Annotated in this window: 26 protein-coding genes; 4 read left to right on the top strand and 22 right to left on the bottom strand. The window is 43.5% G+C overall.

Annotation, left to right across the window (positions count from 1 at the left end; genetic code table 11):
- Positions 1 to 225 precede the first annotated feature (225 nt).
- The 8 genes from MHM87_RS00005 to cysK form a co-directional block, all read right to left on the bottom strand.
- Entirely contained in the window at positions 226 to 564 is a 339-nt protein-coding gene (locus tag MHM87_RS00005; protein ID WP_239257463.1) for a DUF6694 family lipoprotein, read from the bottom strand.
- Positions 565 to 1114: 550 nt separating this feature from the next.
- Positions 1115 to 1498: a hypothetical protein gene (locus tag MHM87_RS00010; protein ID WP_239257651.1), complete on the bottom strand. Its 384-nt coding sequence runs from the start codon at positions 1496 to 1498 to the stop codon at positions 1115 to 1117.
- Between the two features lie 983 nt (positions 1499 to 2481).
- Positions 2482 to 2805, bottom strand: a complete 324-nt coding sequence (locus MHM87_RS00015; RefSeq protein ID WP_239257464.1) for a hypothetical protein — start codon at positions 2803 to 2805, stop codon at positions 2482 to 2484.
- Between the two features lie 119 nt (positions 2806 to 2924).
- On the bottom strand, positions 2925 to 3338 hold the full coding sequence (locus tag MHM87_RS00020) for a hypothetical protein (RefSeq protein WP_239257465.1): 414 nt from the start codon (positions 3336 to 3338) through the stop codon (positions 2925 to 2927).
- 124 nt (positions 3339 to 3462) lie between these two features.
- Positions 3463 to 3801 carry a hypothetical protein gene (locus MHM87_RS00025; RefSeq protein WP_239257466.1) on the bottom strand — a complete coding sequence of 113 codons (339 nt, stop codon included), beginning with the start codon at positions 3799 to 3801 and terminating at the stop codon, positions 3463 to 3465.
- Positions 3802 to 3913: 112 nt separating this feature from the next.
- Complete coding sequence (locus MHM87_RS00030; protein ID WP_239257467.1) at positions 3914 to 4225, bottom strand: hypothetical protein; 312 nt, start codon at positions 4223 to 4225, stop codon at positions 3914 to 3916.
- 225 nt (positions 4226 to 4450) lie between these two features.
- The gene (locus MHM87_RS00035) at positions 4451 to 4909 is read right to left on the bottom strand and encodes a hypothetical protein (RefSeq protein ID WP_014949692.1); all 459 of its coding nucleotides are present in this window, start codon (positions 4907 to 4909) and stop codon (positions 4451 to 4453) included.
- Positions 4910 to 5155: 246 nt separating this feature from the next.
- Positions 5156 to 6121, bottom strand: coding sequence for a cysteine synthase A (gene cysK, locus MHM87_RS00040; RefSeq protein ID WP_014949690.1), 966 nt, complete (start codon positions 6119 to 6121; stop codon positions 5156 to 5158).
- Between the two features lie 271 nt (positions 6122 to 6392).
- On the opposite strand from cysK, the gene MHM87_RS00045 reads away from it, so the two are divergent.
- The 3 genes from MHM87_RS00045 to MHM87_RS00055 are packed head-to-tail and all read left to right on the top strand — an operon-like array spanning position 6393 to position 9178.
- Complete coding sequence (locus MHM87_RS00045) at positions 6393 to 7229, top strand: MoxR family ATPase (protein ID WP_039220753.1); 837 nt, start codon at positions 6393 to 6395, stop codon at positions 7227 to 7229.
- Complete coding sequence (locus MHM87_RS00050) at positions 7229 to 8410, top strand: VWA domain-containing protein (RefSeq protein WP_014949688.1); 1182 nt, start codon at positions 7229 to 7231, stop codon at positions 8408 to 8410. The genes MHM87_RS00045 and MHM87_RS00050 overlap by 1 nt, the downstream gene beginning before the upstream one ends.
- Positions 8411 to 8458: 48 nt before the next feature.
- Complete coding sequence (locus MHM87_RS00055) at positions 8459 to 9178, top strand: nucleotidyltransferase family protein (RefSeq protein ID WP_239257468.1); 720 nt, start codon at positions 8459 to 8461, stop codon at positions 9176 to 9178.
- 88 nt (positions 9179 to 9266) lie between these two features.
- On the opposite strand, the gene MHM87_RS00060 is transcribed toward MHM87_RS00055, so the two are convergent.
- The 9 genes from MHM87_RS00060 to cmoA form a co-directional block, all read right to left on the bottom strand.
- Complete coding sequence (locus MHM87_RS00060; RefSeq protein WP_239257469.1) at positions 9267 to 10640, bottom strand: MATE family efflux transporter; 1374 nt, start codon at positions 10638 to 10640, stop codon at positions 9267 to 9269.
- Positions 10641 to 10740: 100 nt separating this feature from the next.
- Positions 10741 to 11955, bottom strand: coding sequence for a gephyrin-like molybdotransferase Glp (gene glp, locus MHM87_RS00065; RefSeq protein WP_239257470.1), 1215 nt, complete (start codon positions 11953 to 11955; stop codon positions 10741 to 10743).
- Positions 11956 to 12093: 138 nt separating this feature from the next.
- Positions 12094 to 12807: a phosphoglycolate phosphatase gene (locus tag MHM87_RS00070; RefSeq protein WP_239257471.1), complete on the bottom strand. Its 714-nt coding sequence runs from the start codon at positions 12805 to 12807 to the stop codon at positions 12094 to 12096.
- Positions 12808 to 12864: 57 nt separating this feature from the next.
- Positions 12865 to 14619: a sugar phosphorylase gene (locus MHM87_RS00075; RefSeq protein ID WP_061095214.1), complete on the bottom strand. Its 1755-nt coding sequence runs from the start codon at positions 14617 to 14619 to the stop codon at positions 12865 to 12867.
- Positions 14620 to 14624: 5 nt separating this feature from the next.
- Positions 14625 to 15848: a glycosyl transferase gene (locus MHM87_RS00080; protein WP_014949682.1), complete on the bottom strand. Its 1224-nt coding sequence runs from the start codon at positions 15846 to 15848 to the stop codon at positions 14625 to 14627.
- A 12-nt stretch (positions 15849 to 15860) separates the two neighbouring features.
- Positions 15861 to 16670: an HAD-IIB family hydrolase gene (locus MHM87_RS00085; protein ID WP_014949681.1), complete on the bottom strand. Its 810-nt coding sequence runs from the start codon at positions 16668 to 16670 to the stop codon at positions 15861 to 15863.
- The gene (locus MHM87_RS00090) at positions 16667 to 17539 is read right to left on the bottom strand and encodes a kinase (protein WP_014976694.1); all 873 of its coding nucleotides are present in this window, start codon (positions 17537 to 17539) and stop codon (positions 16667 to 16669) included. Before MHM87_RS00090 ends, MHM87_RS00085 begins: the two co-directional genes overlap by 4 nt.
- A gap of 94 nt (positions 17540 to 17633) precedes the next feature.
- Entirely contained in the window at positions 17634 to 18632 is a 999-nt protein-coding gene (gene cmoB, locus MHM87_RS00095) for a tRNA 5-methoxyuridine(34)/uridine 5-oxyacetic acid(34) synthase CmoB (protein WP_014949679.1), read from the bottom strand.
- A 53-nt stretch (positions 18633 to 18685) separates the two neighbouring features.
- Entirely contained in the window at positions 18686 to 19417 is a 732-nt protein-coding gene (gene cmoA / locus MHM87_RS00100; protein WP_239257472.1) for a carboxy-S-adenosyl-L-methionine synthase CmoA, read from the bottom strand.
- Positions 19418 to 19590: 173 nt separating this feature from the next.
- Between cmoA and MHM87_RS00105 the strand changes: the two genes are divergently transcribed.
- The gene (locus tag MHM87_RS00105; protein WP_014976692.1) at positions 19591 to 20226 is read left to right on the top strand and encodes a response regulator transcription factor; all 636 of its coding nucleotides are present in this window, start codon (positions 19591 to 19593) and stop codon (positions 20224 to 20226) included.
- Positions 20227 to 20261: 35 nt separating this feature from the next.
- Here MHM87_RS00105 and MHM87_RS00110 read toward each other — a convergent pair whose 3' ends face one another.
- The 5 genes from MHM87_RS00110 to purM all read right to left on the bottom strand — a co-directional run bounded on the left by MHM87_RS00110 (position 20262) and on the right by purM (position 26216).
- The gene (locus MHM87_RS00110; protein WP_039227628.1) at positions 20262 to 20975 is read right to left on the bottom strand and encodes a CAP domain-containing protein; all 714 of its coding nucleotides are present in this window, start codon (positions 20973 to 20975) and stop codon (positions 20262 to 20264) included.
- Positions 20959 to 23421 (bottom strand): acyl-CoA dehydrogenase FadE, encoded by a 2463-nt coding sequence (gene fadE / locus MHM87_RS00115; RefSeq protein WP_239257473.1) that lies wholly within the window; start codon positions 23419 to 23421, stop codon positions 20959 to 20961. The genes MHM87_RS00110 and fadE overlap by 17 nt, the downstream gene beginning before the upstream one ends.
- A gap of 386 nt (positions 23422 to 23807) precedes the next feature.
- Complete coding sequence (locus tag MHM87_RS00120) at positions 23808 to 24569, bottom strand: DUF3108 domain-containing protein (RefSeq protein WP_231506486.1); 762 nt, start codon at positions 24567 to 24569, stop codon at positions 23808 to 23810.
- On the bottom strand, positions 24529 to 25179 hold the full coding sequence (gene purN, locus MHM87_RS00125; RefSeq protein WP_014979424.1) for a phosphoribosylglycinamide formyltransferase: 651 nt from the start codon (positions 25177 to 25179) through the stop codon (positions 24529 to 24531). The genes MHM87_RS00120 and purN overlap by 41 nt, the downstream gene beginning before the upstream one ends.
- A complete protein-coding gene (gene purM, locus MHM87_RS00130; RefSeq protein ID WP_014976688.1) occupies positions 25176 to 26216 on the bottom strand; it encodes a phosphoribosylformylglycinamidine cyclo-ligase in 1041 nt (346 codons plus the stop codon). Before purM ends, purN begins: the two co-directional genes overlap by 4 nt.
- Between the last annotated feature and the right edge of the window lie 168 nt (positions 26217 to 26384).

The raw sequence follows: 26384 nt of genomic DNA on the forward strand, positions 1-26384 counted from the left end.
CCATAGAATACTTACCACTTGAAAAAGAAGCTTTGTCTGGTTTGACTGGTTTAGTTCTGTAACCAGAATCCCATCTCAGTGCTTTTTTAGTATTTCTATCCATGAATATCCTGAGCCACATAACTTTCCAATAACGGGCGCAGACATGTGGGGCATAATGGCGAAGCCGCCCCGCGTGTATGCGTCCCAGCGAACGCAGTGAGTGCGTTAATTGAGTTGTTATATTCAATCTGTTAAAACTTCGACCGAACTTTTTGATTTAGAGGCAAGCTCTAGCACCTGTTTGTAAGTTAGGCCATCTAGGTGTTGTGACAGTAATTCGTAATTTACTGCGTTGCCATCTGGGTTACCCAAAAAAGCCAATGGGCTTTGAGCTACATCCATTTGAATAGATAGCAGAGCAATCATAAACTCAAGTTTCTTCTTTTTTGGGAGAGATTCTACGATAGTATTTATATCGTTTTCGAGTGCAGCAGCAGATTTTCCATTCAATACCAAGTTTTCATCTACACTGGCGCAACCAGTAATAAGTAAAAAAGATAGTGTAAAAAATAAAGATTTCATAAAATTCCTTTTTGAATATAACGCTAAGCTAAGGGGCGATTACACGTGGGGCAAAATAACGAAGTTGCCCCGCGTGTAAGCGTCCCAGTGACCGAAGGGAACGGCTTGAGCGCTTTGTTAGAAGCAGAGCCTGTTCCGTTGGCCTTTTTAAAAACTATTGAAGCCAGCATACGATTGATTGTTAAAGCAAACAAGTGAAACGACAGCGCGGAGATGTTTTTGATTTAACTGCAGTAAGCCGCCATTAGAACTAACAAACGCATTGGCGCTTGCTGACCCAAAATAAGAACTTGGCGACAAAGCGCCTAATGCGCAACCTTTGAATTTTAAGCGGCGATATTAAAACTACCAAAAGCCAGAGCGATGTTAGTGAAGAAAGGTGAGGGTAGTTGCATTGGGATTTTTATACAGCCAAACGAAGTTTAGGCTGACGCCTTCTAACTTTTAAATAAGGGGCGCTGGCACGTGGGGCATAATAACGAAGTTGCCCCGCGTGTTAGCGTCCCAACGAGCGCCAGCGAGTGACTTTATTTTTTTGTTATACACCCGGCTAAATAAGAGCACGAAACTGCTTTGCTCGCTTTTCTTGCTGGGCTTTTGCATAGACAAATGAAGATATGTCTTCACGAAGTATTGGTCTAGCATACGTGTTTACTAATGATGCTAGTATAGGTAATTGTTCTTGTTGCCCAATGTTGGGTTTGAGTTTTATCTTAAAACAACCGTAATAAGGGATGATGTCAAACAAACCATAATCTTCAAAGTTATCAGTTGTTGTTCCAAAAGCAACTCTTGAGTTAAGACCCCAATTAATCCCCTCTATACGAACTTTGGTGGTTCTCTTCGCATAGTTCAATTCGAAGTCACTGGAGTTAACTTCTTTGAATCCATAAGAGCTAACTAAGAATTGAAACTGTTTCCTTGCTTTGACCAAAAACTCTGTATCGATGATTTTTTCCTTTTGGGTGTATAACTTTTAAATAAGGGGCGCAGGCATGTGGGGCATAATGGCGAAGCCGCCCCGCATGTATGCGTCCCAGCGAACGCAGTGAGTGACTTAATTTTTTTGTTAGGTGCGTGCTCATTTAAACTGCATTTTGTTTCTTACTAGTTGAAATATACATGCACCAGTTAATGCCGCATACACACCCAAAATAAAGTAAAACATGTTTGGGCTGGTTTCTAGAGAATAGTCCTCGCCACCTTTAGGGGAGACTTTTCCAGTAGATAGTCCATGAATAAATAAAGAGATGAAAAACAGACCACAAAAAACTAAAAGAACCTTGTCGGATTTTGAGTGTTTCTTCATAAATGGTTTCATCCAAATTACACTTGAGAAGCTTAAGCAAAGCTTGATCCAGCTGACTTTCGCTAATAGCACCTAACATTAAGCTAAGCGGCGCAGTTGCGTGGGGCATAATGGCGAAGCCGCCCCGCGTAAATGCGTCCGAGCGACCGAAGGGAGTGGTCTTAAGCGCTTTGTTATAAGCAGAGCCAGTTCCTTTGGTCTGTTTAAAAACTGATTAAGCCAGCATACGATTGATTGTTAACACAAACAAGCAAAACGACTGTACACAAATGTTTTTGATTTGACTGAAGCTAGCCGCCATTTGAACTGTCAAACGCATTGGCGCTTGTTGACGTTGATTAATAACTTGGCGATAAAGCGCCTAATGCGCAACCTTTGAATTGAAAGCGGCGGATATAAACCTACCACAAGCCAGAGCGATGCTAATGAAAACAGGTGAGGGTAGTTTTACTGGAATTTTTATATAGCCAAACGAAGCTTAGGCTGACGCCTTATAACTTTCCAATAACGGGCGCAGACATGTGGGGCATAATGGCGCAGCCGCCCCACGTGTATGCGTCCCAGCGAACGAAGTGAGTGTGTTGATTGGCTTGTTAGCCACGCTTTGCTTACGAAGCACTTTTTTGAAACTTACGCATAGCTTTAGCGACATTAACAATTGGCAATGTCGAGAAGAGAACAAAAATAGCTATGAACAGAATAAGGTTTAAATAAGCTAAGTAAGCCAACACCCCAACTAAGATTTGTACAGCACCAGATAATAAAAAGCTATTGCCTACGTATTTGCAGAAAGCAGGTAAGTCGGCAATTTTAGAAAAGTCGATGCCGTTAAGTACATCCGCTTTTTGATTAAAGGTAAGCAAATAGCCAATAGTTAAGTATATGAAGCCGCTTAAGCAGGATATTAAAAGAATTAGAAAACCTGTATCCATGGAAAATCCTTTTTAGTGGCTAACTTTTAAATAAGGGGCGCAGGCGCGTAGGGCATAATGGCGAAGCCGCCCTGCGTGTATGCGTCCCAGCGAACGAAGTGAGTGACTTAATTTTTTTGTTATACGCGTTTTTCAACGAAGTGCATACCCCAGCGGTTTGATGCAGAAAGCATAAAGGCAAAATAAACGATTGAAAATACACAGCCCAAGAATGCTCCACTTCCTGTTTTTAAGAGTAGAGATTTAAAGAAATTCACTACGAGGCAAAACAGGGCTATAAACCAAATTGCTTTTAAAACGTTATCGTAAATATGGTTTTTTAGAATGCCGCTGTGTTCTTGGAAGCTGAAGAAAAAGCCTGAAAGTTTACAAATAAGCCAAGTTAAGAAAAAAGATGAGAATGAAATGAAGATTGCAGCTGCTATTTCTTGGGTAAACACGCCGATTAAAAGCGCTGAACCACACCAAATTAGTGGTAACTTAAGCCCTGATTTTTGAGTAATGAGAAGGTACTTAGGTTTTTTAAGCTGCATTTCTATCCTTGATGCTCATAGCGTATAACTTCCAAATATGGGGCGCAAACACGAGTGCAATAATGGCGAAGCCGCGCACGTGTTTGCGTCCCAGCGAGCGGCAGCGAGTGCCATAATTTGTTTGTTAGGTGCGCTCATAAACATACCTAAGTTCGCTGCTAAATAAGGGTTTGTAAACCGTAACTTTGATTTCTTGGTCTAACTGACAATAGCTTTCACACCTCACCATAATGAACGTTCCGTCCAGAATTTTCACCTTAGCTAGATCTACTTTTCGAACATTTTGGTTGCCACCTCCAAGTGGACGTTGAGAAATAGAGTATACCTTTCCTTCTAGAGTGCCTTTTTCGATTCCTGTGACTACTGTAAATTGAAATAGAACAGCCAGAAGAATAAGTATTAGAGCTGGAATTCCTAAAATGAAAATTGGTTTTTTAGTGAGTAAATGTGTAGGTTTTTCCATAAGCACCTAACTTTTAAATAAGGGGCGCAGGCATGTGGGCTAAAATCCGAACGAAGTGAGCAGCCCACATGTTAGCGTCCCAGCGAACGGAGTGAGTGACTTAATTTGCTTGTTATGTTTCGTCACTCAAAACTTCCTTTTTAACCGACTCGATATCAATATGTGGAATTATGAATTGCCATTGCTTACGTGCAGAGTCTAGGTAGATTACAAAACCATAAGCAATTCCAGAAAAAGCTGATACTGCCAATAAGTACAATCCAGTAGAACCTTGGAAGTGCAACAAGAAAACAATCATAAGCCCAAGCCATGATATACCAGTCAAAAGCAAACTTTTCCTTTTTAGTTTTAATGCGTGTTTTTCTGGATTCTCTATCGAAGAAAGAATACTTTTCAAAGTTTTATTTTTTAATTGATTATCCAAAATTCCTCCATGAAACATAACAATTTAATGTACAGAAAAAATCCTTTATGCAAGGTGGAAACTATCCGTATATCACTCAGGGGTGTTTCAAAATTATTACTATAAAACAACCCATTAAACAAAAAATAAACGCTTTTAAGCATAAAAGCCGGAAAACATCCTTTTTATTTTCTTCATTTGTAAAAAGCTACGTTGCTGGCCATAAAAACAGCGTTTATCTACACGTTATAAATAGGCATCTGGATGAATTTTATTAACCTTCCATTCACCGTCTTCTTTAATCAAGTCTAGGCTACGCAAGTCTTCAATTTTATCGTCGTTGTATGTTCCACTTAAAAATACGGTGATTGTCGATTTTTCTGCGAACTCGTTGCGGCCAACTCGGCCTGCACTTTGAGGAGTAATGGTGACGGTGTCATATTTAAGGTTTAAGAGGTGGCGCTGAACGTTACTGTTAGTGTGGTATCTCGTTAATATACGAGACAGCTTTTCGCTTGATAGGCGAATTGCTGTATCAAGGTTGTCATCTTCATAAACACTTTTGAGAAACGCTACGGTGGTGTACTCAGGGGTACTTTCATCAAGCATGCCGTACCGCCCGATGCCTTCTTCCTTTTTACCGCAAGCGGATAAAATCAACACTGTAAAAAGCCCGAACAGGGCGTACCACATACGCGTTTTCATTTGTATTACCTTAATATAAAGAGGTCCGTTTCTTATTGATAGTTTTATATCTCAACGAAGTCAATGTGTTCGCCGCTTCGCTAATCTATGCTTTGATTATTCACAATATTGTGCACAAAAGCAAAGTAATACAGCGTAAAACTCAGGTGTTTGTGTTCATGAAACTTCAGGAGAAACAGAAGAGAGTAGGCATAAAAAAAACGAGGCACTAGGCCTCGTTTTTAAATAATTGAAACATTTTGGCGGTTACTGAACTTCTTCTTGTTCGTCGAACGCACCAGCAAACAGAGGGCTACTTAGGTAACGTTCTGTGCCGCTTGCTAGAAGTACTACAACCACTTTGTCTTTGTTTTCTGGGCGTTCAGCAAAACGCTTAGCGGCAACAACGGCTGCACCAGAAGAAATACCTGCAAGAATACCCTCGTCGGTCATTAGCTTGCGCGCCATGTCCATACATTCTTCGTTGGTAACTTGCTCAACTTCGTCAATTAGGTCTAGGTCTAGGTTACCTGGAATGAAACCTGCGCCAATACCTTGAATTTTGTGTGGGCCAGGGGTTAATTCTTCGCCCGCAAGCGCTTGGGTAATTACTGGAGAGTCTGTTGGCTCAACGGCAATAGAAGTAATTGCTTTACCTTTCGTATTTTTAAGGTAGCGACTTACACCCGTGATTGTACCACCCGTACCTACACCAGCTACGAATGCATCTACTTTACCGTCTGTATCTTCCCAAATTTCAGGGCCAGTGGTTTTTTCGTGAATAGCCGGGTTAGCCGGGTTGTCGAACTGTTGAAGCAATACGTATTTGTCTGGATCTGATGCCACAATTTCTTGTGCAGCGGCAACGGCACCTTTCATGCCCTTAGGCGCTTCAGTAAGAACAAGGTTTGCGCCCAAAGCTTTTAGAAGTTTGCGACGCTCAAGGCTCATGCTGCTAGGCATGGTTAGCGTTAGCTTATAACCGCGAGACGCTGCAACAAACGCCAAAGCGATACCTGTGTTACCACTGGTCGGTTCTACAATTTCTTTACCTTCGGTAAGGACACCGCGCTTTTCAGCATCCCAAATCATGTTTGCGCCAATGCGGCACTTAACGCTGAAGCTTGGGTTACGCGATTCAATTTTTGCGTATACATTACCTGATGTTACGCGATTTAGCTTAACTAGTGGCGTGCGGCCAATAGATAGGGAATTGTCGTCAAATACGTTCATTATAAATCCTTACCTCGTTCCTTATTTTATAGGAAACCCCGTCTGTCGTGATCTGTACGACCTTTTTAATAGTTAATAATTCAACGCGTGTGATAGTTAATAATTCACAGCCTGAATTAGGGGATTTCGTCATACCCCTATATCATTGGTCCCAATCAGTAAAATGCAAAGTGCTTTTTAGCTATATGTTATATCTATGGGCAATCATGAGAAGGCCTTGATATTATAGTTAAAATTGCAAAGACGAAAAATTATACGGAGTACAACAATAATGGCTTTTAGTGGCACGTCTAATTATATCGCAACCAAAGACTTACAGCTGGCGGTTAACGCAGCTATTACGCTAGAGCGTCCGCTTTTAATTAAAGGCGAGCCGGGCACAGGTAAAACCATGCTTGCTGAAGAATTGGCCGAGAGTTTAGGCACCGAACTAATTCAGTGGCACATTAAATCAACCACTAAAGCACAGCAAGGTTTGTACGAATACGACGCAGTGTCACGTCTTCGTGACTCTCAACTTGGTGATGATCGCGTTCACGATATCAGCAACTACATCGTAAAAGGTAAATTATGGGAAGCCTTTAGCGCAGAAAAGCGCCCGGTACTATTAATTGATGAAATTGATAAAGCTGACATTGAGTTTCCCAACGACTTGCTGCTAGAGCTCGATAAGATGGAATTCTTCGTTTACGAAACACAAGAACGTGTAGTCGCGAAGCAGCGTCCGATTGTTATTATTACATCGAACAACGAAAAAGAGCTGCCAGATGCTTTCCTGCGCCGTTGTTTCTTCCACTACATTCAGTTCCCGAATCCAGAGGAAATGCAAGAAATCGTTAACGTACATTTCCCAGATTTAAAGAAAAAGCTGCTTGATGAAGCGTTAAAGGCTTTCTTTGAAATTCGAGATGTACCAGGGCTTAAGAAAAAGCCTTCTACCTCTGAACTTATCGACTGGTTGAAGCTTTTAGTTGCTGAAGATATCCCACCAGAAGCGCTTCACTCAAAAGACGGAAAAGCTGCTATTCCACCACTTTACGGGGCACTGCTTAAAAACGAACAAGACATACATTTGTTTGAAAAACTGGTCTTTATGGCGCGTCGCTAATGCTTATTCAGTTTTTTTATACACTGCGAAAATATCAGGTGAAAACCACGCTGCGCGAGTTGCTGGATTTGCTTAGTGCGCTTGAAAAGCACGTGGTGTATGCCGATATCGAAGCGTTCTACAGTTTGTCGCGTACCATAATGGTGAAGGACGAAACTCAGTACGATAAGTTCGACAGGGCGTTTGCTGAATATTTTGAAGGTGTTGAATCTGTCGATTTGTTTGGCAAAGACATTCCTGAGGAATGGCTGCGTAAAGAAATTGAGAAAAATTTAAGCCCTGAAGAGCGTGAGGCACTGCGTAAAGCCGGTGGCCTTGAAGAACTGATGGAAACGTTGAAAAAGCGCTTAGAAGAACAAGAAAAGCGTCACCAAGGTGGAAATAAATGGGTAGGCACCGGCGGAACATCCCCGTTTGGCGCTTATGGCGACAATCCAGAAGGTGTGCGAATAGGGCAAAAGGGAAACAGAAAGTTTTCGGCAGTAAAAGTATGGGATAAACGCGAGTTTAAAAACCTAAGCTCTGATGTAGAACTGGGTACGCGTAACATAAAAGTGGCTCTTAGGAAGCTACGCAAGTTTGCTCGCACCGGCGCCAGTGAGCAGCTAGATGTGCCAACGACCATAGGTGAGACAGCTAAAAAAGGCGGCTTACTCGATATCCACATGGCACCAGAGCGTCACAATGCGGTAAAAGTGTTGATGTTTTTTGATGTGGGAGGCTCTATGGACCCACACGTAAAAAGTACTCAAGAGCTTTTCTCTGCGGTGCAAAGCGAGTTTAAATACTTAGAGTACTTTTATTTCCACAACTGCGTGTATGAGGAGGTGTGGAAAGATAACCTTCGTCGCAATAAAGAACGCATTCCTATTTGGGATATCATTCATCGCTACGGTAAAGACTACAAGGTTATTTTCGTAGGTGACGCTACCATGGGGCCGTATGAAATAACGTATCCAGGTGGCAGTGTAGAGCATTGGAATGAAGAGCCGGGCAGTGTGTGGATGCAGCGTTTATTGAACCACTTTAACAACGCTGTGTGGCTTAATCCGCAAGCTGAGAATTATTGGCCGTATTATTCGTCTATCAAAATTATTCGTGAAATTATGGAAGACAGAATGTATGGGCTAACGCTTGAAGGGTTAACGGCTGCTATCAAAGGGCTTAGCAGAAGCCGCTAAGCCCTTTGACGTGTAACGTTTTATTTCTTTGATATAACGGATGTTGAATTGAAGTCGGAAAATTATGCCGTAGCACTTGTGGTGTTGGCGGGCGGAAAGAGCGCTCGCTACAAGGGTAATAAGCTTTTATCGGAACACCCAATTTCTGCGCTTTCTCTTATACAACACAGTGTGGGGGAGGTAGTTAGTGCGCGCAATGACTTAGCGTTAACCAGTGCATTACCCATTACTGTTGTTACGGGTAAATGGCATGATTCCGTAAATACGCAGCTAGAACACTCTCCATCTAAGGTTTCTGAACTACCCATCAGTGTCGTTCGCAACGCTAATTGGGATGAAGGCCTTGCATCAAGTATTCGCACTGGACTCACGCATCTTTTAAGCCTTTCATCACTGTCGAAATCAGTATCCCCGACAGCAAAGGGCTTGTGTACAAGACCTACTCACGTGCTATTCACGTTGGCCGATTTGCCGAGTCTTAATGCACAAGACTTCGTTCGCCTTATCAACACTTCTTATGCGAACCCTAATCACATAGTATGCAGTGAATGGCAAAAGCAGGGAGAGAACAATAGTCGATTAACCGTACCTGCTATCTTTCCTGAAGCGGTATTTAGTGAACTGCTAGCGCTAAGTGGCGATATGGGGGCTAAGCCGGTTATTAAGAAGTATGCGAAATTAGGTAGGGTAACGGCTGTGTCTATACCTAACGCACAATTTGATATAGACACGCCACAAGACTGGGACAAACTAAAAAGCAAGGGGTAACTGCTTTGGTTCAATTGAACATTTTAAACTCGCCCCTCGGGAAGGTCTGGCAAGCTTCTGAGTGGGCAATGATCTATGCGGATTGGTATTATGCATTCGCGATACGATGCACAACACTGGGCCTTTGGATGTAAAGAAGACGTGCACCTAGCATAACAGCTGCGGCACTCAATCCTACAATGAAGCCAATCCAAAACCCTGCTGCGGCCATTGGTTCTGCCGTTATCCAGTTTGTTCTACCTAAAATAACGCCTGTAGGTAGACCTATTAACCAGTAGGACACAAAGGTAATAATAAACATCGCTGTTGTGTCTTTATAGCCGCGTAATGCATTAGCCGAAATCACCTGAACCGCATCAGACAATTGGAATAACGCCGCATAAATCAATAACGCATTTGCCAAGGTATATACGGCTTCGTCGCTGGTGTACAGGCCAATAATGAATCCCTTTGCTAGCAGGGTGAAGCTAGCCGTACACGCAGCGGTGAAAAAACCGATCAGAATAGCGGTTCGAGCTGCAATTTTTGCCTGTCGTGGGTTATTTTGCCCTATGCGATAGCCAATGCGAATTGCTGCTGCCATACCAATGCTCATAGGAAACATGAACATTAGGGCCGAGAAGTTCAGTGCGACTTGGTGGGCCGCTACCGTTGTGGCACCAAAAGGGGCTAATAACAATGCAACCAGTGAAAACAGCGTCACTTCAAATAGGATAGTCATAGCAATGGGCAAGCCCATTTTGAAGGTGCGATTTATGGTTACCATGTTAGGTTTATACAATTGTCCGAACAAATTGTACTTTTGCAGGGCAGGGGCAAAACGAACATAGATAACGGTTGCTATAAGCATAGTGTAAATAACAATGGCCGTTGCAATACCACAACCCGCACCGCCCATAGCTGGTAATGGGCCTACACCATAGATAAACAGGTAGTTCCCTACAATGTTCGCCATCAGCCCGATAACCGTAATAATCATAGTGGGTTTAGTTTTACCCAAGCCTTCACAATAGTTTCTAAGCCATTGGTAAAGTGCAAATCCAGGCATAGCGAACAGCACATAAAGTACGTAGTCTACGGTAATGCTAAATAGCTCGGGCGCCATAGGGAACAGCGCGACTATGCTTTCAGTAAATGGAATTAAGCCTGCTACCGCTAATCCCACAAAGAATACCAGATAACCAGCTTGCTGACTTGCGTCGGCAATACCACTTAAATTTTTGTTTCCTTGCAACCGTGAAATGATTGGGGGAAGTGCCAGCGCTATACCCTGTATAAAGCAAAGCAGTGGCACGGTGATGCTAAATCCTAGTGCTACCGCTGCCATGTCGGTTGCACTGTAACGCCCAGCCATAATAGTATCGCTAACGCCCATTAGCATTTGAGTAATCTGCGCAACCAACAATGGCCATGCTAGTTTTAAAATGTCTCTTCCTTCTAAAAGAAAGCGTTTCTTATTCACGGTAATGTGTCTCTATATGGGTCGCCTAGGGCGATAAAAATGCAGAAAATAAAAACGAGCTTAAAAGCCTTAACGAAGCAGCGTTTCAACAACGAACTTGTTAAAAATGTAGCGGTATAACCGGAACCGTATCGCCAACTTTTAACTCACTTATATCTTCATGTACTACCATTAGGCAGTTAGCAGAAGTGATTGAAGTCATAACGCCAGAGCTTTGTGACCTAAATGGTGTGACTTCCCATTCACCTTGATTATTTCTTACCATGGTTGCACGCTGAAAGTCTCGGCGGCCTGCACGTCGCTTAAGAGGTGTCGTAATGCTAGCGTTAACAAAGAACTGCTCGTGCGGTTGTACTTGCCCTTGCATTTTTTTGATAACAGGCACAACCAATAATTTTGCGGTAACAAATGAAGACACAGGGTTGCCAGGCAAACCGCAAAACAACGTGTTGTTTATTTTGCCCAGTGCAAAGGGTTTACCCGGTTTAACCGCGACTTTCCAAAAGTCGATAGTGCCCAATTCAGCGATGATATCTTTTACATAGTCGGCATCGCCCACAGATACGCCACCGCTACTTACCATTACATCTACACACTTGCTCGCCTCAATGAAGAGTTTACGCAAAGATGCTTCGTCGTCTTCTACAATGCCGAAATCAACAAGCTCTACATTTTCATTGCTTAAGATACTACTTACACCAACGCGATTAGACTCGAAAATTTGTGTCGATTTACAGGGTTCGCCAGGTGCAGCAAGTTCAGAACCAGTCGCGACTACACCAACGCGAAGTTTTCTGAATACTGCCACCTTACTGTTTCCTTGGGAGGACAGCAGCATAAGGTGTTCGGCGTGAAGGCGCGTGCCCTTGCTTATTAGTGTATCGCCACTGGCGATATCATTGGCCTTTTTACGTATATTCTCTTGCGCCGATGGAATTTTATTGATCAAAACCGCGCCATCATGACTTTCGGTATTCTCTACCATTACAACGGCGTTAGCATTGGCAGGCACCGGGGCCCCCGTCATTATTTTAAAGGCTTTGCCTTTTTCAAGCGGCTCATCAGCACTCATGCCAGCTGTAATTACACCCTGTACTTCGAGTTTATCACTGTGTTTGAGATCTTCCGCATTTACGGCATAGCCATCCATTGCTGAATTATCCCATGGCGGGACATCAACGTGGGCAGTTACATCTTGGGCCAAGATGCGGTTGTTGGCGTCAAAAATGCTCACTTGCTCAACGTCGTTTATCGCTTTTGCAGCGTCTAATGCTTTAGTGAGGGCTTCTTCTAGTGAAAGCCATTTAGATGACATACCAACAACTCCATGAAATGATTTAACACGCGGATATTACAGAAAAAGCGGCCTTATACCAAAGGTTAAAGCGTGAAATAAAAGAAAGTATGCGTAAACGACGCAATTGAAGTTTCATCAACGGCTATGTCAGATGAATTAAGAAGCGAACGTTAATATCTCTTCAAAGTCGTCGAAAACCCAGTTAGGTTTATATTTTGCGATGCTCTCACCATAGTTATACCCATAGGTAAGCCCTATACTCTTTATGTTCGCGGCTTTTGCGGCAACAATGTCATTTTTAGAATCTCCAACCATTACACACTGTGAGGGTGAAACACTAAGCTTTTCACAGGCATGCACAAGGGGAAGGGAAGAAGGCTTTTTTTCCGGTAAACTATCACCGCCAATGGTAAGCGAAAACAACGAATATATTGAGAACGATGAAAGAATAGGCTCAATAAATTCCGAAGGTTTATTAGTGATTAATGCTAGCGTGAACCCTTGTTCTTTTAGCGCGTGAAGTGTTGAGAACACGCCGTCGTACAGCACTGTACTCTTAGTATCTAGCGTTCGGTAATAGAAAAGAAATTTTTCTAAAGCGGCATCAATCTCGTTTGATGTGTAATGGTGTCTGATCTCTGCGTTGCCGCTCAATCCGCGTTCTACCAGAACACGAGCACCATTTCCAACCCAGTGTCTAATTGTCTGCTCGTTATACGTTGGTAATTGGTAGTCGTTTAATGTTTGATTTAACGCTGTTGCCAAATCAGGAACAGAGTCCACTAATGTTCCATCTAAATCGAAAAAAAAGGTATTAATTTCCTGCATTACAAACTTTTGATTTGCTAACTCGTGTGACAAGCATAACACCGCAGTATCCTTACCGCGGTAGATTTATTGGTCGACTGGCGTTATAAGCTCAAAGATTCATTCAAAATCTTGGTTGCTGATCCAAAGCACTTGATAAGGTTTCATTTGTAAGAAACCACTAGAAAGGGCTATCTCGTCACGGGTGATGAGATCAATCCAATTATCTGTGCCAATAAGATTTATGTCAGACAGCAAAATTGTTTGTTCTTCGTCTGAAATATTACTAATACAGAAAATACTTTGCTTTCTATCGAGACTTTGTCGCCAGTAGCCAAATAATTGATTACCAAGCTGCAATGTAAACTGCGTTGCATTGGGGTGAAATGCGGGCTGCGCTTTACGTATGCGTATAAGCTGCGAGATTCGAGTGAGTACTTTATGATGCTGTGAAAAGGGCGAGTCTAACAGAGCCTCTAACTCGTTAAAGTCCCAACGTTTTCTGTTGATTGAACGATTTTGTCCTGTATTAGCGACCTTTTCGTAATCGTTGGATGTGCCGAGTAAGCTGTGAATGTAAATTCCTGGTATACCTTCCATACCTAACATTATGGCGTGAGCACAAATAAATCGGTCCACTTGATACTTATCAGGGCCCTTCGTGGTTCCTTGCAGCGCGTCGAACAGGGTGATGTTTATCTCGTAAGGCTTTTGCTGACCGTGATCAGAAGCGCGCCACGACACCTTACCGCCAAAGTGCTGCATTGTATGCACAAGCTCTGAAATTTCTTCATCTGACAGTAGGCCTTCCGCCGGACGCAAGCCAATACCATCGTGCGAAGCGATAAAGTTAAAGTAGGCTGTGCCGTTTTGCGCCGGTGGCATACTCATCATCCAGCTTTTCAAATACGTACAATCACCCGTTACTAATGTATTTACAAGTAACGGCGGAAGCGAAAAGTTGTAGATAGCATGGGCTTCGTTAGCATTACCAAAGTACGTTAGGTTTTCCCTGTTGGGAATATTGGTTTCGGTAATGATTATGATGGAAGGATCCACATGTTCAATCAGCGTTCGGATCAAACGTATGACTTCGTGGGTTTGGAATAGATTAATGCAGTTTGTACCTACAATTTTCCAAAGAAATGCCACTGCGTCTAAGCGAAAGATTTTAGCGCCTTTATCAATATACAGCTTGATGATATCGATAAACGCTAACAACACCTTGGGGTTTCTAAAGTCAAAGTCAACTTGGTCGTGACTAAACGTGCACCATACATGCTTTGTACCGTTGGCGGTTTCCGTTTCTCGCAGCAAGGGCGACACACGAGGTCGAGTTACCATGGAGAGGTCATCGGATGGATCTGCTGTGAAGAAAAAGTCAGATCCTGGTCCTTCACCCTTCACAAAGTTATCAAACCACACGCTTCTTGCAGAGCAGTGATTGATAACTAGGTCGGTCATCAAGCCATAATCCTCAGCAATGACTTCAATATCGTCCCATGACCCTAGTGCTTCATTCACCGTAGAGTAGTCGATAACCGAAAACCCATCGTCTGAGCTGTACGGAAAGAAGGGCAGGATGTGAACATTATTAACGGTGTTCTTGCAGTAGCGGTGCAAAAACTTATTTAACGTAACCAGCGGGCGCTCCCCTTCGTCAATGACACTATCACCGTAGGTAATCATGATAATGTCATCTTCATCCCAATAGTTGTGATGAGACTGAGGTGAAGCAATATCCGTTTGCTGCTGAATGCCTATAGTGTTCATTAACTCAGTCGCTAGCGTCTCATACGAGACGTCCAGCGATACATCGGCATAAATGCTTTCTAAATGGTGTTTTACTTTGTCATGGAGATGGTCCCATGCCATATTACTTACTCCATATATTCTGCAGTATCGGCTTCAACCGCTTCTAATAGTCGCTCTAAAATATCGGGTACCGCGCTGGTCACGCGGTTCCAGCTTGGTATAAACGGCGTTTCCATAGGGTTTTCTAAAAAGTTTTGCCCCGCTTTCATGATGTTACTGGCAAACATTTCTACTGCTTTCTCTTCGCTGTGAATGTCTAAGTTCAAGCCATTCATTACCGCGTCATTGTGGTAGGTTTCTATAAAGTCTAGCGCAATACGGAAATAGGTGGCTTTAATTGAGCGGAACATTTCGTTGCTAAACGTATAGCCTTGCGTGGCAAGTTTTCTGAAAATGGCTTTGGTAATGTCGATAGACATTTTAGACAAACCACCTTGGTCGTTATTAAGCGATAAATCCTGATGTTTATGGTCGTAAATATCACATATATCTGCCTGACACAGGCGGTTGTGCGAATAGTTGCGGTGCATTTCAGACAGCACACCAATTTCTAAGCCCCAGTCACTTGGAATGCGAATATCGTTTAGTACGTCGCGTCTAAACGAAAACTCACCCGCTAATGGATAGCGGAAGCTATCCATAAACTCCAAGTATTCGTTGTCTCCCATAATGCGTTTTAATGCACGAAGTAATGGCGTAACAAGAAGTCGAGAAACACGGCCATTAATTTTGCCGTTAGCCACACGCGCATAGTAACCCTTACAAAACTCGTAGTTAAACATTGGGTTGGCTACAGGGTAGATAAGCTTGGCGAGCAAATCTTTGTTATAGGTAACAATATCGCAATCGTGTAACGCAACTGACTCTGCGCGATTCGATGCTAGTACGTAGCCCATGCAGTACCAAACGTTTCGGCCTTTACCTAACTCCTTTGGCGCCAAGCCTTGAGCCTGAAGCTCTTCATCAAGTGCTTTAAGGCGAGGACCGTCGTTCCATAGCACTCTGTGATGCTGAGGAAGTTTGCCGAAGAATTTTAGTGCGTGTTTGTACTGCTCTTCATTGGCTCGGTCCAGACCGATGACAATTTCTGATAAGTAGGGCACGTCTGTTAATTCGTTGACGATATGTGGAAGTGCGTCGCCTTCTAATTCAGAAAAGAGCGACGGTAAAATAAGTGCCATAGGGCGCTTCTGTGAAAACTGGAGAAGCTCTGCTTCAAGCTCTTCGGTAGGACGACGAGCTAAGTTATGTAACGTAGTAACCACACCATTTTGATAAAAATCAGCCATGTGTCCTCCTGATCATAGGGATAGCAATTGAGTAAGCATTTCGTTCCAGCCTTCAGGGCCGGTTAGGGTGCTGGTATAGACCTCTTCTTTTTTTACTGCTGGTGGAGGATTTACCGGGGATAAAATGCGAATGGGGACGTGCGCCGCTTCAAGCATTGCAACGTCGTTCTTACCATCGCCAAGGGCAATAGTGTTAACTTTGGTGGTATGTTGCTTTTGATATTCATTGGCCAGCCACTTGAGAGCCTGGCCTTTATCGCAATTACCTGAAATATGAATGAAGCGGCCGCCTTCTAGAGGGAAAGCACCGCGATCTTTTACTACCTTTAAAAAGCGTTGTTTTTCTTCGTCAGTGCCAAGCCACAAAACCGGCTCGCCAAACTGGCGTTTGGCAGCAAGTGACGCTGACCTTTCGTCAAGCCCAGTACATTCCTGAATTTCTTGAATCGACATTTTTGAGAATTGTTTATACTTGCCGTCAAATTCGCTACCTATTTTTTCAAGTAGCTTAATCCAGTAATTTTTGTTTGAGATAAACGCCTTACACCAGTAGCCATCTATCCAAACCGTACCGCTGGGTTTTTGTTTGAAAAAGCCATGAGGGATGAAAATAGCGGCGCCATTTTCAATAATAAAAGGCCCGTCTAAACCAATACTCTCGCGCAGCGGTTGTAATTCAGCAAAGGTTTTGCTGGTAGTGGGAATAACGGGAATGTCCTTTTTTTCTAATGCCGTTAAAGCCGGTTTCGCCGCCTCGAAAGAGTAGGTATGGTGGTCTAACAGCGTGCCGTCCATATCGGTGAAAACAAGCGTTTTCGTCATCGTTTTACGTCCTGTTTAGTTATCGTTCTTGTTTCATCTAGATAAAACACGGTGTCGCACTTTTCAGGCAAGTGACTTAATGCGTGTTCAGTGATGCGTTGATAGTGTTGCACAAAGTTTGCCACTTCTTCATCAGACATCACTCCATCGCTATCTTTTAACGCTTTTTGGGCGAGTTTATGTTCTTGTTCTAACCGCCATTGATACACACAGTCGAAACTCGGTGCTTTTAGCATAATGCGGTAGTCTATTTTGTCGAACAACGTCTGATAATCGCCTGCTAGTTCAGTGTTTACAAAAGAGCGCCAAATGCCCAATGGGTCCTCTACTTCTTCAAGGTGGTTTACTGGCCGTTTAAGTTCGCTAGATGTTTGCGCAATAGCGCCCACACACCATCCTTCAAGTATGATGAAATCGGGTGAAGATTCGATTACAGGCCACTGTTCTTTGGGGAACGGGTTATCTGTAGCTTTGTTAAAGCGGGGCAGCGATGTACGCGTGCCTTTTTCTAAACTGCGAAACGTATTTAACGCTAGAGGAATGTCATGAGTACCCGGTACACCACGAGTTGCTAGAAGCGGGTGAACTTTTATTGCTAGCGCATTTCGCTGCGACTGGTCGTAGTAAAAATCGTCAATTGAGAGTGATACCACTTTTTTGTTGTGGACCGAGGTAAGGAAGGACTCGATAAAACTGGTCAGAGTTGATTTACCTGAACCCTGACTGCCATTTATGCCCACGATAAATGGTTGTGTTGCACCGTCTTGGTGCTTAAGCAGTTGCTCACATAATGGGGTGAACCATTTTTGTGCAGTTTCTGCATAGGTACTTGGCAATTGATGCGTCGTTAGAAAGCCATGTATATCCATGTTGTCACCTTAATCAATGCAGAATTCGCACGTTCTTCTTGATTAAGATAACAACATTTGTGCCAATAGGGTAACAGAGGCGTGGACTTACGACTTACTTCTTGTTAGCGACAATAACGGCCCTTTGTGGTGCAGGGTAACCTTCGATAGTGCGAGTAATATCTTCCGGATCGAGAAAATCTTTCAAAGATTGCGTTTCCATCCAAGGCGTTGCGCGCTGCTCATCTAGGGTTGTGTGGTTGATATCTACAACGCGAATATTTTCAAAGCCTAAGCGGCCTAACCAAACAGATAGGGCTGCAGTGCTCGGTAAGAACCACACATTTCGCATTTGTGCATAGCGTTCACCCGCCATCAATACTGTATTTTCATCACCATCCACAACAAGGGTTTCAAGAACCAGTTCGCCACCTTTTCTTAGCTGGTCTTTAAGTTGCTGCAGAAACGCCATTGGGTCTTTACGGTGGTAAAGTACACCCATAGAAAACACAGTGTCGAAAGCTCTCAGTGGCTGCATGTCTTCAATGCCCATCGGTAGAAAATGGATATTCTCGGAAGGCGCACTACTTTTACTAATAAATTGTTTAATGGCGTGAAACTGAATAAGAAACAGTTGGGTAGGATCTATACCTATTACGTTATTGGCACCTTCACCCAGCATGCGCCACATGTGATAACCACTACCACAACCTACGTCTAAAACGTTTCGGTCTTTCAGCGAACTAATATGAGGTGCTACGCGATCCCATTTCCAGTCCGAACGCCACTCTGTATCAATATGAATTCCATGAAGATTAAATGGCCCTTTTCTCCAGGGCATAAACTGCTTTAGTAATCCTTCAATTTGTTTTTGGACATATTCATCTACGTCATTTTCGGTGCCAATGGAAACGCTTGAGGCTAAATCAACACAACTCGGCGACGTAGTCGGCAGCTTCGAAAGTAAACGGCACCATTTATCAAACTCACCGTGTTTAGCAGTTCGCTGCCAGGTGTCCATTTGTGCCGGCAGCGTTTGAAGCCAATGTGATAGCGGGCTGTCTATTAACGATTTGTAGCAATCGGTAAACCAAGTTTGTTCTAATTTGCTCATACTGTTCTTAATATGTGTTGGCGTTGCGAAAAGACGGACGTAGCGAGATTTGTTTAGCCTTTAATGGCAACCATAGACGTGAAGTTATAACATTTGTACCACATCACAACATCGGTAAACCCGACTTTTCTCAAGCGAGTATCATGCTCGTTAAATGTATCGGTTAGCATAACTTTTTCTAACGCGGCGCGCTTTTGGCTCACTTCTAGTTCACTATAACCGTTGTCGCGCTTAAATTGATGATGTAAATCTACCAGCAGCTCATTGCCAGTAAGGGTAGGGTGGCGTATTTTTTCTGATAGCACCAACATACCGCCGGGGTTTAACCCATCATAAATGCGCTTTAATAACGCTTCGCGGTCAGCGGGTGGGATAAATTGCAAAGTGAAATTCATCACAACCAAAGAGGCATTCTTAATTTCTACACTTTGTGCAAACCCAAGCTGAATAACAATTGGGTTTGGCAGTGTGAAGGTCTGTACGACGCGTTTGCAGCGCTCTACCATTGCTTCTGAAGCATCCACACCAATAATTTCACATGTATCGTTAGGTACAGCTCTTGCCACAGATAAACTTGCAGCACCTAAGCTACAGCCAAGATCATAAACGACGGTATTGGGCGTAACGGCAATTTTAGCCAATTCGCCTATGGTGTGAACAATGGTTTCGTATCCAGGCACTGAGCGCTGAATCATATCGGGAAACACATCAACGACAGACTCGTCAAATTTAAAGTCATCTACTTTATTGAGTGCCTTTGCGTATATATTGTCGTGTTTCTTCACAGTGGGTCTTCAATTAACTAATTTGGGGCGCAATTTTACCGTTTGATACGTAAATGCCAATGGAAAACACCAAATTTGTTATATTTTGCGTGATTTTTCTGGTTTAGGGCTTTTCGTTAATGATCTAAAGTATTAATCTATACTCATAATACAATAAGGAAGCAGTAACGCTAATGACAAGAATTCTAGTAGCAGACGATCACCCATTGTTTCGCGAAGCTTTGAGCGGCGCGTTGGAACCTTACTTTGAAAACGCACAGATAATTCAAGCAGGAAGCTTGGATGATGCGATGGCGAAGCTAAACGAATTCGACGGTGTTGAGCTGATCCTTCTTGACCTTAATATGCCTGGCGGTGAATATTTTAACGGCCTTATCACGCTGCGCGAACAATATCCGAATATCCCTATTGGTGTTGTTTCGGGCAGCGATACTGTTGAGGTTGTCGCTCAAGTAATGAGCCTAGGTGCTCAGGGCTTTATCCCCAAAGTGTCGCAAACACGAGAAATTGCTCAGGCTATTGTAGACATTATTGGTGGCAAAAAGTGGCTTCCAGAAGGTATGGAAGAAGAACTAGAGAAAGTTGACGATGAGCTAAAAGTTCTACTTCAGCGCTTCCGTGAACTTACACCTAAACAGATTCAAGTGCTTTCTTACTTACGCGCAGGCTTAATGAACAAGCAAATCGCTCACGAGATGAACGTTACGGAAGCAACCATTAAAGCACACATTAGTGCCATTCTTCGCAAGCTAGAGATCAACACGCGTACGCAAGCCGTATTGTTGATGGATAAACTCCAACTTAGTTAAACTAAGTATTTATCTAGCGCTAATAAAAAACCGGATTATTCATCCGGTTTTTTTGGCTGTAAAATAATTTCACCACTTTCCGTGACGATCCCAAGACCTTTATCAGGGACATGGTCAAACTTCTTTTGACGCTTTATTAGAAGCGTAGTTGTTGTGTCATCCTTTAAGTCATTGTTAGACGTTTCTGTGTCAATCAGTTTGGTCAAGTATATAGCCCAGTATTCAACGTGAGGCGTTGAGTAATCTTTGTAAAAGGCAATACCTATTTGATCTTGTTCTTGATAAAAAGGTAACTCTGCTAACAAGTGTTGACGGTGTGAAGTCGATGTTTTAAGTGCGTACCACACGTCATCAGCTGTTATATAACCACCAGCAAGGGCCTCCACTTGATTGCTCATCGCATCGCCATAATATTCTGGTAATGTTAAACCAGCATTGCGAATGCGAGTGTTCGGACTGCCGCCTAAAAAGTGAGACACCAAGCCTCTTTCAGCCATGTCTTTGGCTTTTGTTTCAGCCAGCATAACAAGCGTAGGATTACATTTTAGTACCGAACGTTGTTGACCTTTGTCGTTAGCAATTAATAAAGAGAGTTCTCTCGCCTGTTCGGTATTTCCGCAGGTTGTTTGGTCGGCCAAGCAAAGGCTAGAAAATACGTAGGTGAGTGATGTTAATAGAATGAATCGTTGACGAAAAAGGCCGCGAGAGCGGCCCTTTTGTTTGGGTATGAAATTAAGCAGCTTTGCCACCTCGTTTCTTAGCAGTGGTGTTGGAATTAACCTTCGCTACTAATTCTTCGTGGTCGAAATCATCGACGTTGATAGTGCGAAGTCTTCCAGCTTCAGTCTTACGAAGTAGATTCGCTTCTTCTTCGTTAATAATTCCTTCTGCTAGCGCTTCGTCAGCAAGCACATCTAAACGGGTAAACGGTAGTTTAGCTTTTTTGTGCTTACAAATACGTTCGAAGATAGGCTCACTTGCTAGTACATCATCAAGAGTTTGCTCAAGATCGCCAAACAAGCTTCCTTCCTCACGGGTGAGGTACTGACCATAACCTAAACGGCTACGTGCAGTTGAAGGCGTTTGAAGCATTTGTGCAATAGCATGTTCTGTCTTGTCTGAAGGCTTACCAATACGTCGGCCAAACGGAATCACCATAACGCGAAGCGCTGCAGCGATTGCGCGGTTAGGGAAGTTAGCCAAGAAGTCATCAATTGCTGTCTCGATATCGTGCAATGTAGTTTGCATTGCCCAATGTAAAAGCGGTAAATCTTCTTTTAGACGACCTTCTTCGTCGAAGCGTTTAAGCGTTGTACTACCCATGTAAAGGCCACTTAGGATGTCACCTAAACGCGCTGATAAACGCTCGCGACGCTTAAGATCACCACCAAGCACACCCATAGAGACATCGGTTAGTAGTGCTAAGTTTGCACTGTAGCCTTGAAGTAGCTTGTAGTAACGCGCCGTTTCGTCAGTGAACGGTGCGCTGCTGAATGCGCCATTGGTTAACGAAAACCAAATACTGCGAACAGTATTAGCTACCGCAAAGCCAATATGACCGAATACCGCTTTATCAAACGCTTTCAACGCTTCTTTTTTGTCTTCGATAGACGCAGCTTCTATTTCCTTAAGCACGTAAGGGTGACAACGCATTGCACCTTGACCAAAGATCATCATGTTACGGGTTAGAATGTTTGCGCCTTCAACCGTAATTGATACTGGTACACCTTGATAGCCGCGACCAAGGTAATTGTTTGGCCCAAGCATAACGCCTTTACCGCCGTGAACATCCATCGAATCATTAATGATTTGACGCATCTTCTCGGTTAAGTGGTACTTACAGATAGCCGAGATAACGGAAGGTTTCTCACCAAGGTCTACACCCACCGTTGAGAAGCGTGTTACGCCATCCATCAAATATGCATTACCACCAATGCGTGCAAGCATTTCTTCAACACCTTCCATATGACCTACAGGCATACGGAACTGGCGACGAATACGTGCATATGCACCCGTTGCAAGAGATACTGATTTAGCACCACCAGCAGCAGATGAAGGAAGGGTAATACAGCGACCTACCGACAAACATTCAACCAGCATGCGCCAGCCGCGACCTGCCATTTTCGGACCACCAATGATGTAATCGATTGGAACGAAAATATCTTCACCCTTAATAGGGCCATTTTGGAATGGCGTATTGAGTGGGAAGTGACGGCGACCAATCTCTAAACCTTTAGTGTCGCGAGGAATAAGGGCACATGTTATGCCCGGCTCTTTGTTATCACCTAGAAGACCTTCAGGATCTTGAAGTTTAAAGGCAAGACCAATAACCGTAGCAACAGGCGCAAGGGTGATGTAGCGTTTGTTAAACGTTAGGCGCATACCCAACACTTCTTCGCCATTCCACTCGCCTTTACATACAACGCCAACATCAGGGATCGCACCTGCATCAGAGCCAGCTTCTGGGCCGGTTAATGCAAAACAAGGGATTTCTTCACCGGCAGCAAGACGGGGAAGATAATGATCTTGTTGCTCTTTTGTACCATAGTGCTGAAGTAATTCGCCCGGGCCCAATGAGTTTGGTACACCGACTGTGCTTGATAGCACCGCGCTTACGCCTGCAAGTTTTTGAAGAACGCGAGACTGGGCATATGCCGAAAACTCTAGACCGCCATACTCTTTCTTGATGATCATAGCGAAAAATTTGTGTTCCTTAAGGAACTGCCAAATTTCAGGTGAAAGATCAGCATCTTTATGGTTTATTTGCCATTCATCGACCATTGAGCACACTTTGTCACAAGGACCGTCTAAGAATGCTTGCTCTTCAGCAGTGAGTCGACCTTTCGGAATGCGGTGTAATTTATCCCAGTCTGGCTTGCCGCTGAAAATATCACCGTCCCACCATACCGTACCTGCGTCGATAGCTTCTTGCTCAGTGCTCGACATTTCAGGCATAACTTTGCGGTAGAAGGCTAGCAGCTTCTTAGAGATGTGCTGCTGTCTGATATTTGCAAGTGTGAACGGCAGTGTTATAGCAAGGAACACTACCCAACCAAGCAGGCCGATGTCACCGAAAAGGGTGCCTAAAATCATAACACCTGCGCCCATGGCAACCGCTGTTACCAAGCTGGTTCGCTGATAACTAGCTACCGCTAGTGTCAGAACGACCAGTAAAAACCATATAAAATCTGCCATACTTCACTCCTGAAAGGCGTTAAACGTTACGCTAGTCTTAACTCGAGCATAGTGAGTTGCTTTATGAAAAGCAGTCACAGATCGAGGTCAGACCAGCATGCTGTAAACCTATTATTTAATAGGGCAAAGATCAAGATTTTTACATGAATATTCTATTAACAACGACATAAATAATAGGGTAGTGCGTTATCCGCTCTATAAGTATAGTCGTTGCTTATAAATACTGATTTAGAATGTGAATTGTGTTGCGAAACGAGAAGAGGTTACGTGAGGATAAGACAGCAACAGTGTAAATAAAAAAGCACGTCTGAATGCTAGTTCATAACGTGCTTTATTCAACAATTGTGAAAAAGTTGTTGAGACAAAAAACGGTTTATCTTTACGCTTTACTGCGTCTCAAACGATTTCAGTTTGATATCGCCCTGTTCATCGCCTTCTTTGAACTGTTGCAGACGAACTAACGTGTAGTTAAGTGATGGCGCAAACCAAGCAAACGTCTCACGCTTATTTGAGTCGCGAATAAGCTTAACTTTTACAGTTTCAATTTTACCGAAAGGTAAAGACAATACCTCTTCATCCACCACTTGAACGCCGTAGTGACGAAGTTCGCCACGATAATTCACGAAGTGGTATTCTAAAGATGTCTTACCTTCCGCTAACTGTTTTGCAAGGTCAATACGATATATTTGGTTATCAAATTCACCGTTCCAATCAAATGTTTCGCCATTCTCGACTGCAATTTTGCCTTGTCCCTGATGACTAAACGTTACCTTAAGCTCTTTATCAGGTCCTGTGCCAGAACGATTATAGTAGTACTCAGAGGGTACGACGGTATTATCATTAACAGTAAAAATAGAATGTTCACTTCGTTTGTCAGACAAGAAAAACTTAGACACTTTTGACGTGTAAATTAGAGAATACTGTTGGTCACCTAATTTCGACAGCTCAATATTCGCTTCGCCTACGTCGTCACCCCATTTGTATGCGGTATAGGTTGCCTTGTAGGGCTGAAGCGGTAGCTCTGCACTATCCGTATTTTCTGTACTAGGGTTTGCTTGTGCGGCCACTGAAAGCGATGCTGCTAACAGTGCGCCTAAAGCAAAAGGCTTAGTCGCTTGCATAACCAGATTCTGGTAATTCTTGCTCATCTAAAACTGCCTTATTGTTTCGCATCGATAATCGGCCTGCACTAAACCAAGATAGCACAAGCGGATAGATACGACGTTCTTGTTCTTGAACACGCTCGGCCAGGTCGCTTGCTGTGTCGTCTTCAAACACAGGTACGCGGCTTTGAATGATAACAGGGCCGCCGTCGAGTTCTGGTGTAACAAAGTGCACGCTAACGCCGTGCTCCTTGTCTCCATTGTCGATAGCTCGCTGATGCGTATTCAAACCTTTGTACTTCGGCAACAAAGATGGATGAATGTTCACTAATTTTCCAGCAAAGCTGTCGACGAACTCCGGTGTTAAGATACGCATAAAGCCCGCAAGAACAACACAGTCTGCGCCAAAAGCCTCAATTTGTGCTTTGAGCGCCCCGTCATAAGACTCTCGTGAATCGAAGCCTGTATGATCTAAGCAAACCGCATTGATCCCGGCTTCTTTAGCGCGTTCCAGACCATAAGCAGTAGGGCGATTACTGATCACGCCGCTGATTTCCGCGTTCAGACGGCCTGCTTTTATTTCATCGATAATGGCTTGTAAATTGCTGCCATTACCTGAAATAAGTACGCATAGTTTGGTTACACTGTTACTCACGCGTTGATCTCTACTTGCTCTTCGCCATCTTTTGCTGCGATATCACCAATAACCCAAGCATTTTCACCGTGTTGTTTAAGAATATTCAGTGCAGCATCGGTATCGCTTTCGTCAACAACGATTACAAGGCCAACACCACAGTTAAACGTGCGGTACATTTCGTGGCGAGTCACGTTACCGTTTTCTTGTAACCAAGAGAAGATTGCAGGCCATTCCCAGGTGCTTTCGTCAATAACCACTTTCGCATCTTCAGGTAGCACGCGAGGGATGTTCTCCCAAAAACCACCGCCCGTGATGTGAGAAATAGCGCTTACTTGCACTTCTTCAAGCAATGCCAATACCGATTTAACATAGATGCGAGTAGGCTCGAGAAGTTGGTCGATGATAGGCTTGCCGTTTAGGTCGGCGTTTACATCTGCACCACTAACTTCAATAATCTTTCTCACTAATGAGTAACCGTTTGAGTGAGGGCCCGATGAACCAAGTGCAATTAGTTTTTGACCTGGTTTAACGTTAGTGCCGTCAATAACCTTATCGGCTTCAACCACGCCTACGCAGAAGCCTGCAATATCGTAGTCACCATCGTGATACATTCCAGGCATTTCGGCTGTTTCACCACCAATTAAAGCACAACCTGCTTGCTCACAGCCGGCGCCGATGCCGGTAACAACCGACGCGGCTACATCAACGTCAAGCTTGCCAGTTGCGTAGTAATCTAGAAAGAATAGGGGCTCAGCACCTTGAACAATAAGGTCGTTTACGCACATTGCTACTAAGTCGATACCAACACCGTCATGACGGTTAGCATCCATAGCAACTCTTAGTTTTGTACCCACGCCGTCAGTACCTGAAACAAGTAGCGGCTTTTTATATTTAGTAGGCAGTTCACAAAGTGCACCAAAACCACCCAGATTACCTTTTACTTCTGGTCTATGGGTTTTCTTGGTAACAGATTTAATGCGTTCAACAAGTTGATTACCTGCATCGATATCTACGCCTGCATCTTTGTAACTTAAAGAGGTTTTATTTTCGCTCACGGTTGGGCCCTGAAACTAAGAGGTAGAAAACCGCGGATTCTACCAGCAAGTCGTCACAAGTCCAATTTGTGAAGGCTATTTTATGCGCTTTTTGATCTTTTTTATTTTAGGGGTGAAATTAAACCCAATATAAAAGACAATAGAAGGCTATCTTTTGGTGAACATCTT

The sequence above is a fragment of the Alteromonas sp. Cnat3-28 genome (assembly GCF_022348265.1).
Classification (GTDB): Bacteria; Pseudomonadota; Gammaproteobacteria; order Enterobacterales; family Alteromonadaceae; genus Alteromonas; species Alteromonas macleodii.

Bases quoted from the DNA above. Each gene is read 5' to 3' on its own strand.
- cmoB (WP_014949679.1), bottom strand. From the start codon at position 18,632: ATGAGCAAATTAGAACAAACTTGGTTTACCGATTGCTACAAATCGTTA.
- MHM87_RS00090 (WP_014976694.1), bottom strand. From the start codon at position 17,539: ATGGATATACATGGCTTTCTAACGACGCATCAATTGCCAAGTACCTAT.
- MHM87_RS00045 (WP_039220753.1), top strand. From the start codon at position 6,393: ATGGCTTTTAGTGGCACGTCTAATTATATCGCAACCAAAGACTTACAG.
- glp (WP_239257470.1), bottom strand. From the start codon at position 11,955: ATGTCATCTAAATGGCTTTCACTAGAAGAAGCCCTCACTAAAGCATTA.
- MHM87_RS00105 (WP_014976692.1), top strand. From the start codon at position 19,591: ATGACAAGAATTCTAGTAGCAGACGATCACCCATTGTTTCGCGAAGCT.
- MHM87_RS00075 (WP_061095214.1), bottom strand. From the start codon at position 14,619: ATGGCATGGGACCATCTCCATGACAAAGTAAAACACCATTTAGAAAGC.
- MHM87_RS00120 (WP_231506486.1), bottom strand. From the start codon at position 24,569: ATGAGCAAGAATTACCAGAATCTGGTTATGCAAGCGACTAAGCCTTTT.
- MHM87_RS00020 (WP_239257465.1), bottom strand. From the start codon at position 3,338: ATGCAGCTTAAAAAACCTAAGTACCTTCTCATTACTCAAAAATCAGGG.
- MHM87_RS00035 (WP_014949692.1), bottom strand. From the start codon at position 4,909: ATGAAAACGCGTATGTGGTACGCCCTGTTCGGGCTTTTTACAGTGTTG.
- MHM87_RS00005 (WP_239257463.1), bottom strand. From the start codon at position 564: ATGAAATCTTTATTTTTTACACTATCTTTTTTACTTATTACTGGTTGC.
- MHM87_RS00025 (WP_239257466.1), bottom strand. From the start codon at position 3,801: ATGGAAAAACCTACACATTTACTCACTAAAAAACCAATTTTCATTTTA.
- MHM87_RS00015 (WP_239257464.1), bottom strand. From the start codon at position 2,805: ATGGATACAGGTTTTCTAATTCTTTTAATATCCTGCTTAAGCGGCTTC.
- MHM87_RS00080 (WP_014949682.1), bottom strand. From the start codon at position 15,848: ATGGCTGATTTTTATCAAAATGGTGTGGTTACTACGTTACATAACTTA.
- fadE (WP_239257473.1), bottom strand. From the start codon at position 23,421: ATGGCAGATTTTATATGGTTTTTACTGGTCGTTCTGACACTAGCGGTA.
- MHM87_RS00050 (WP_014949688.1), top strand. From the start codon at position 7,229: ATGCTTATTCAGTTTTTTTATACACTGCGAAAATATCAGGTGAAAACC.
- cysK (WP_014949690.1), bottom strand. From the start codon at position 6,121: ATGAACGTATTTGACGACAATTCCCTATCTATTGGCCGCACGCCACTA.
- MHM87_RS00085 (WP_014949681.1), bottom strand. From the start codon at position 16,670: ATGACGAAAACGCTTGTTTTCACCGATATGGACGGCACGCTGTTAGAC.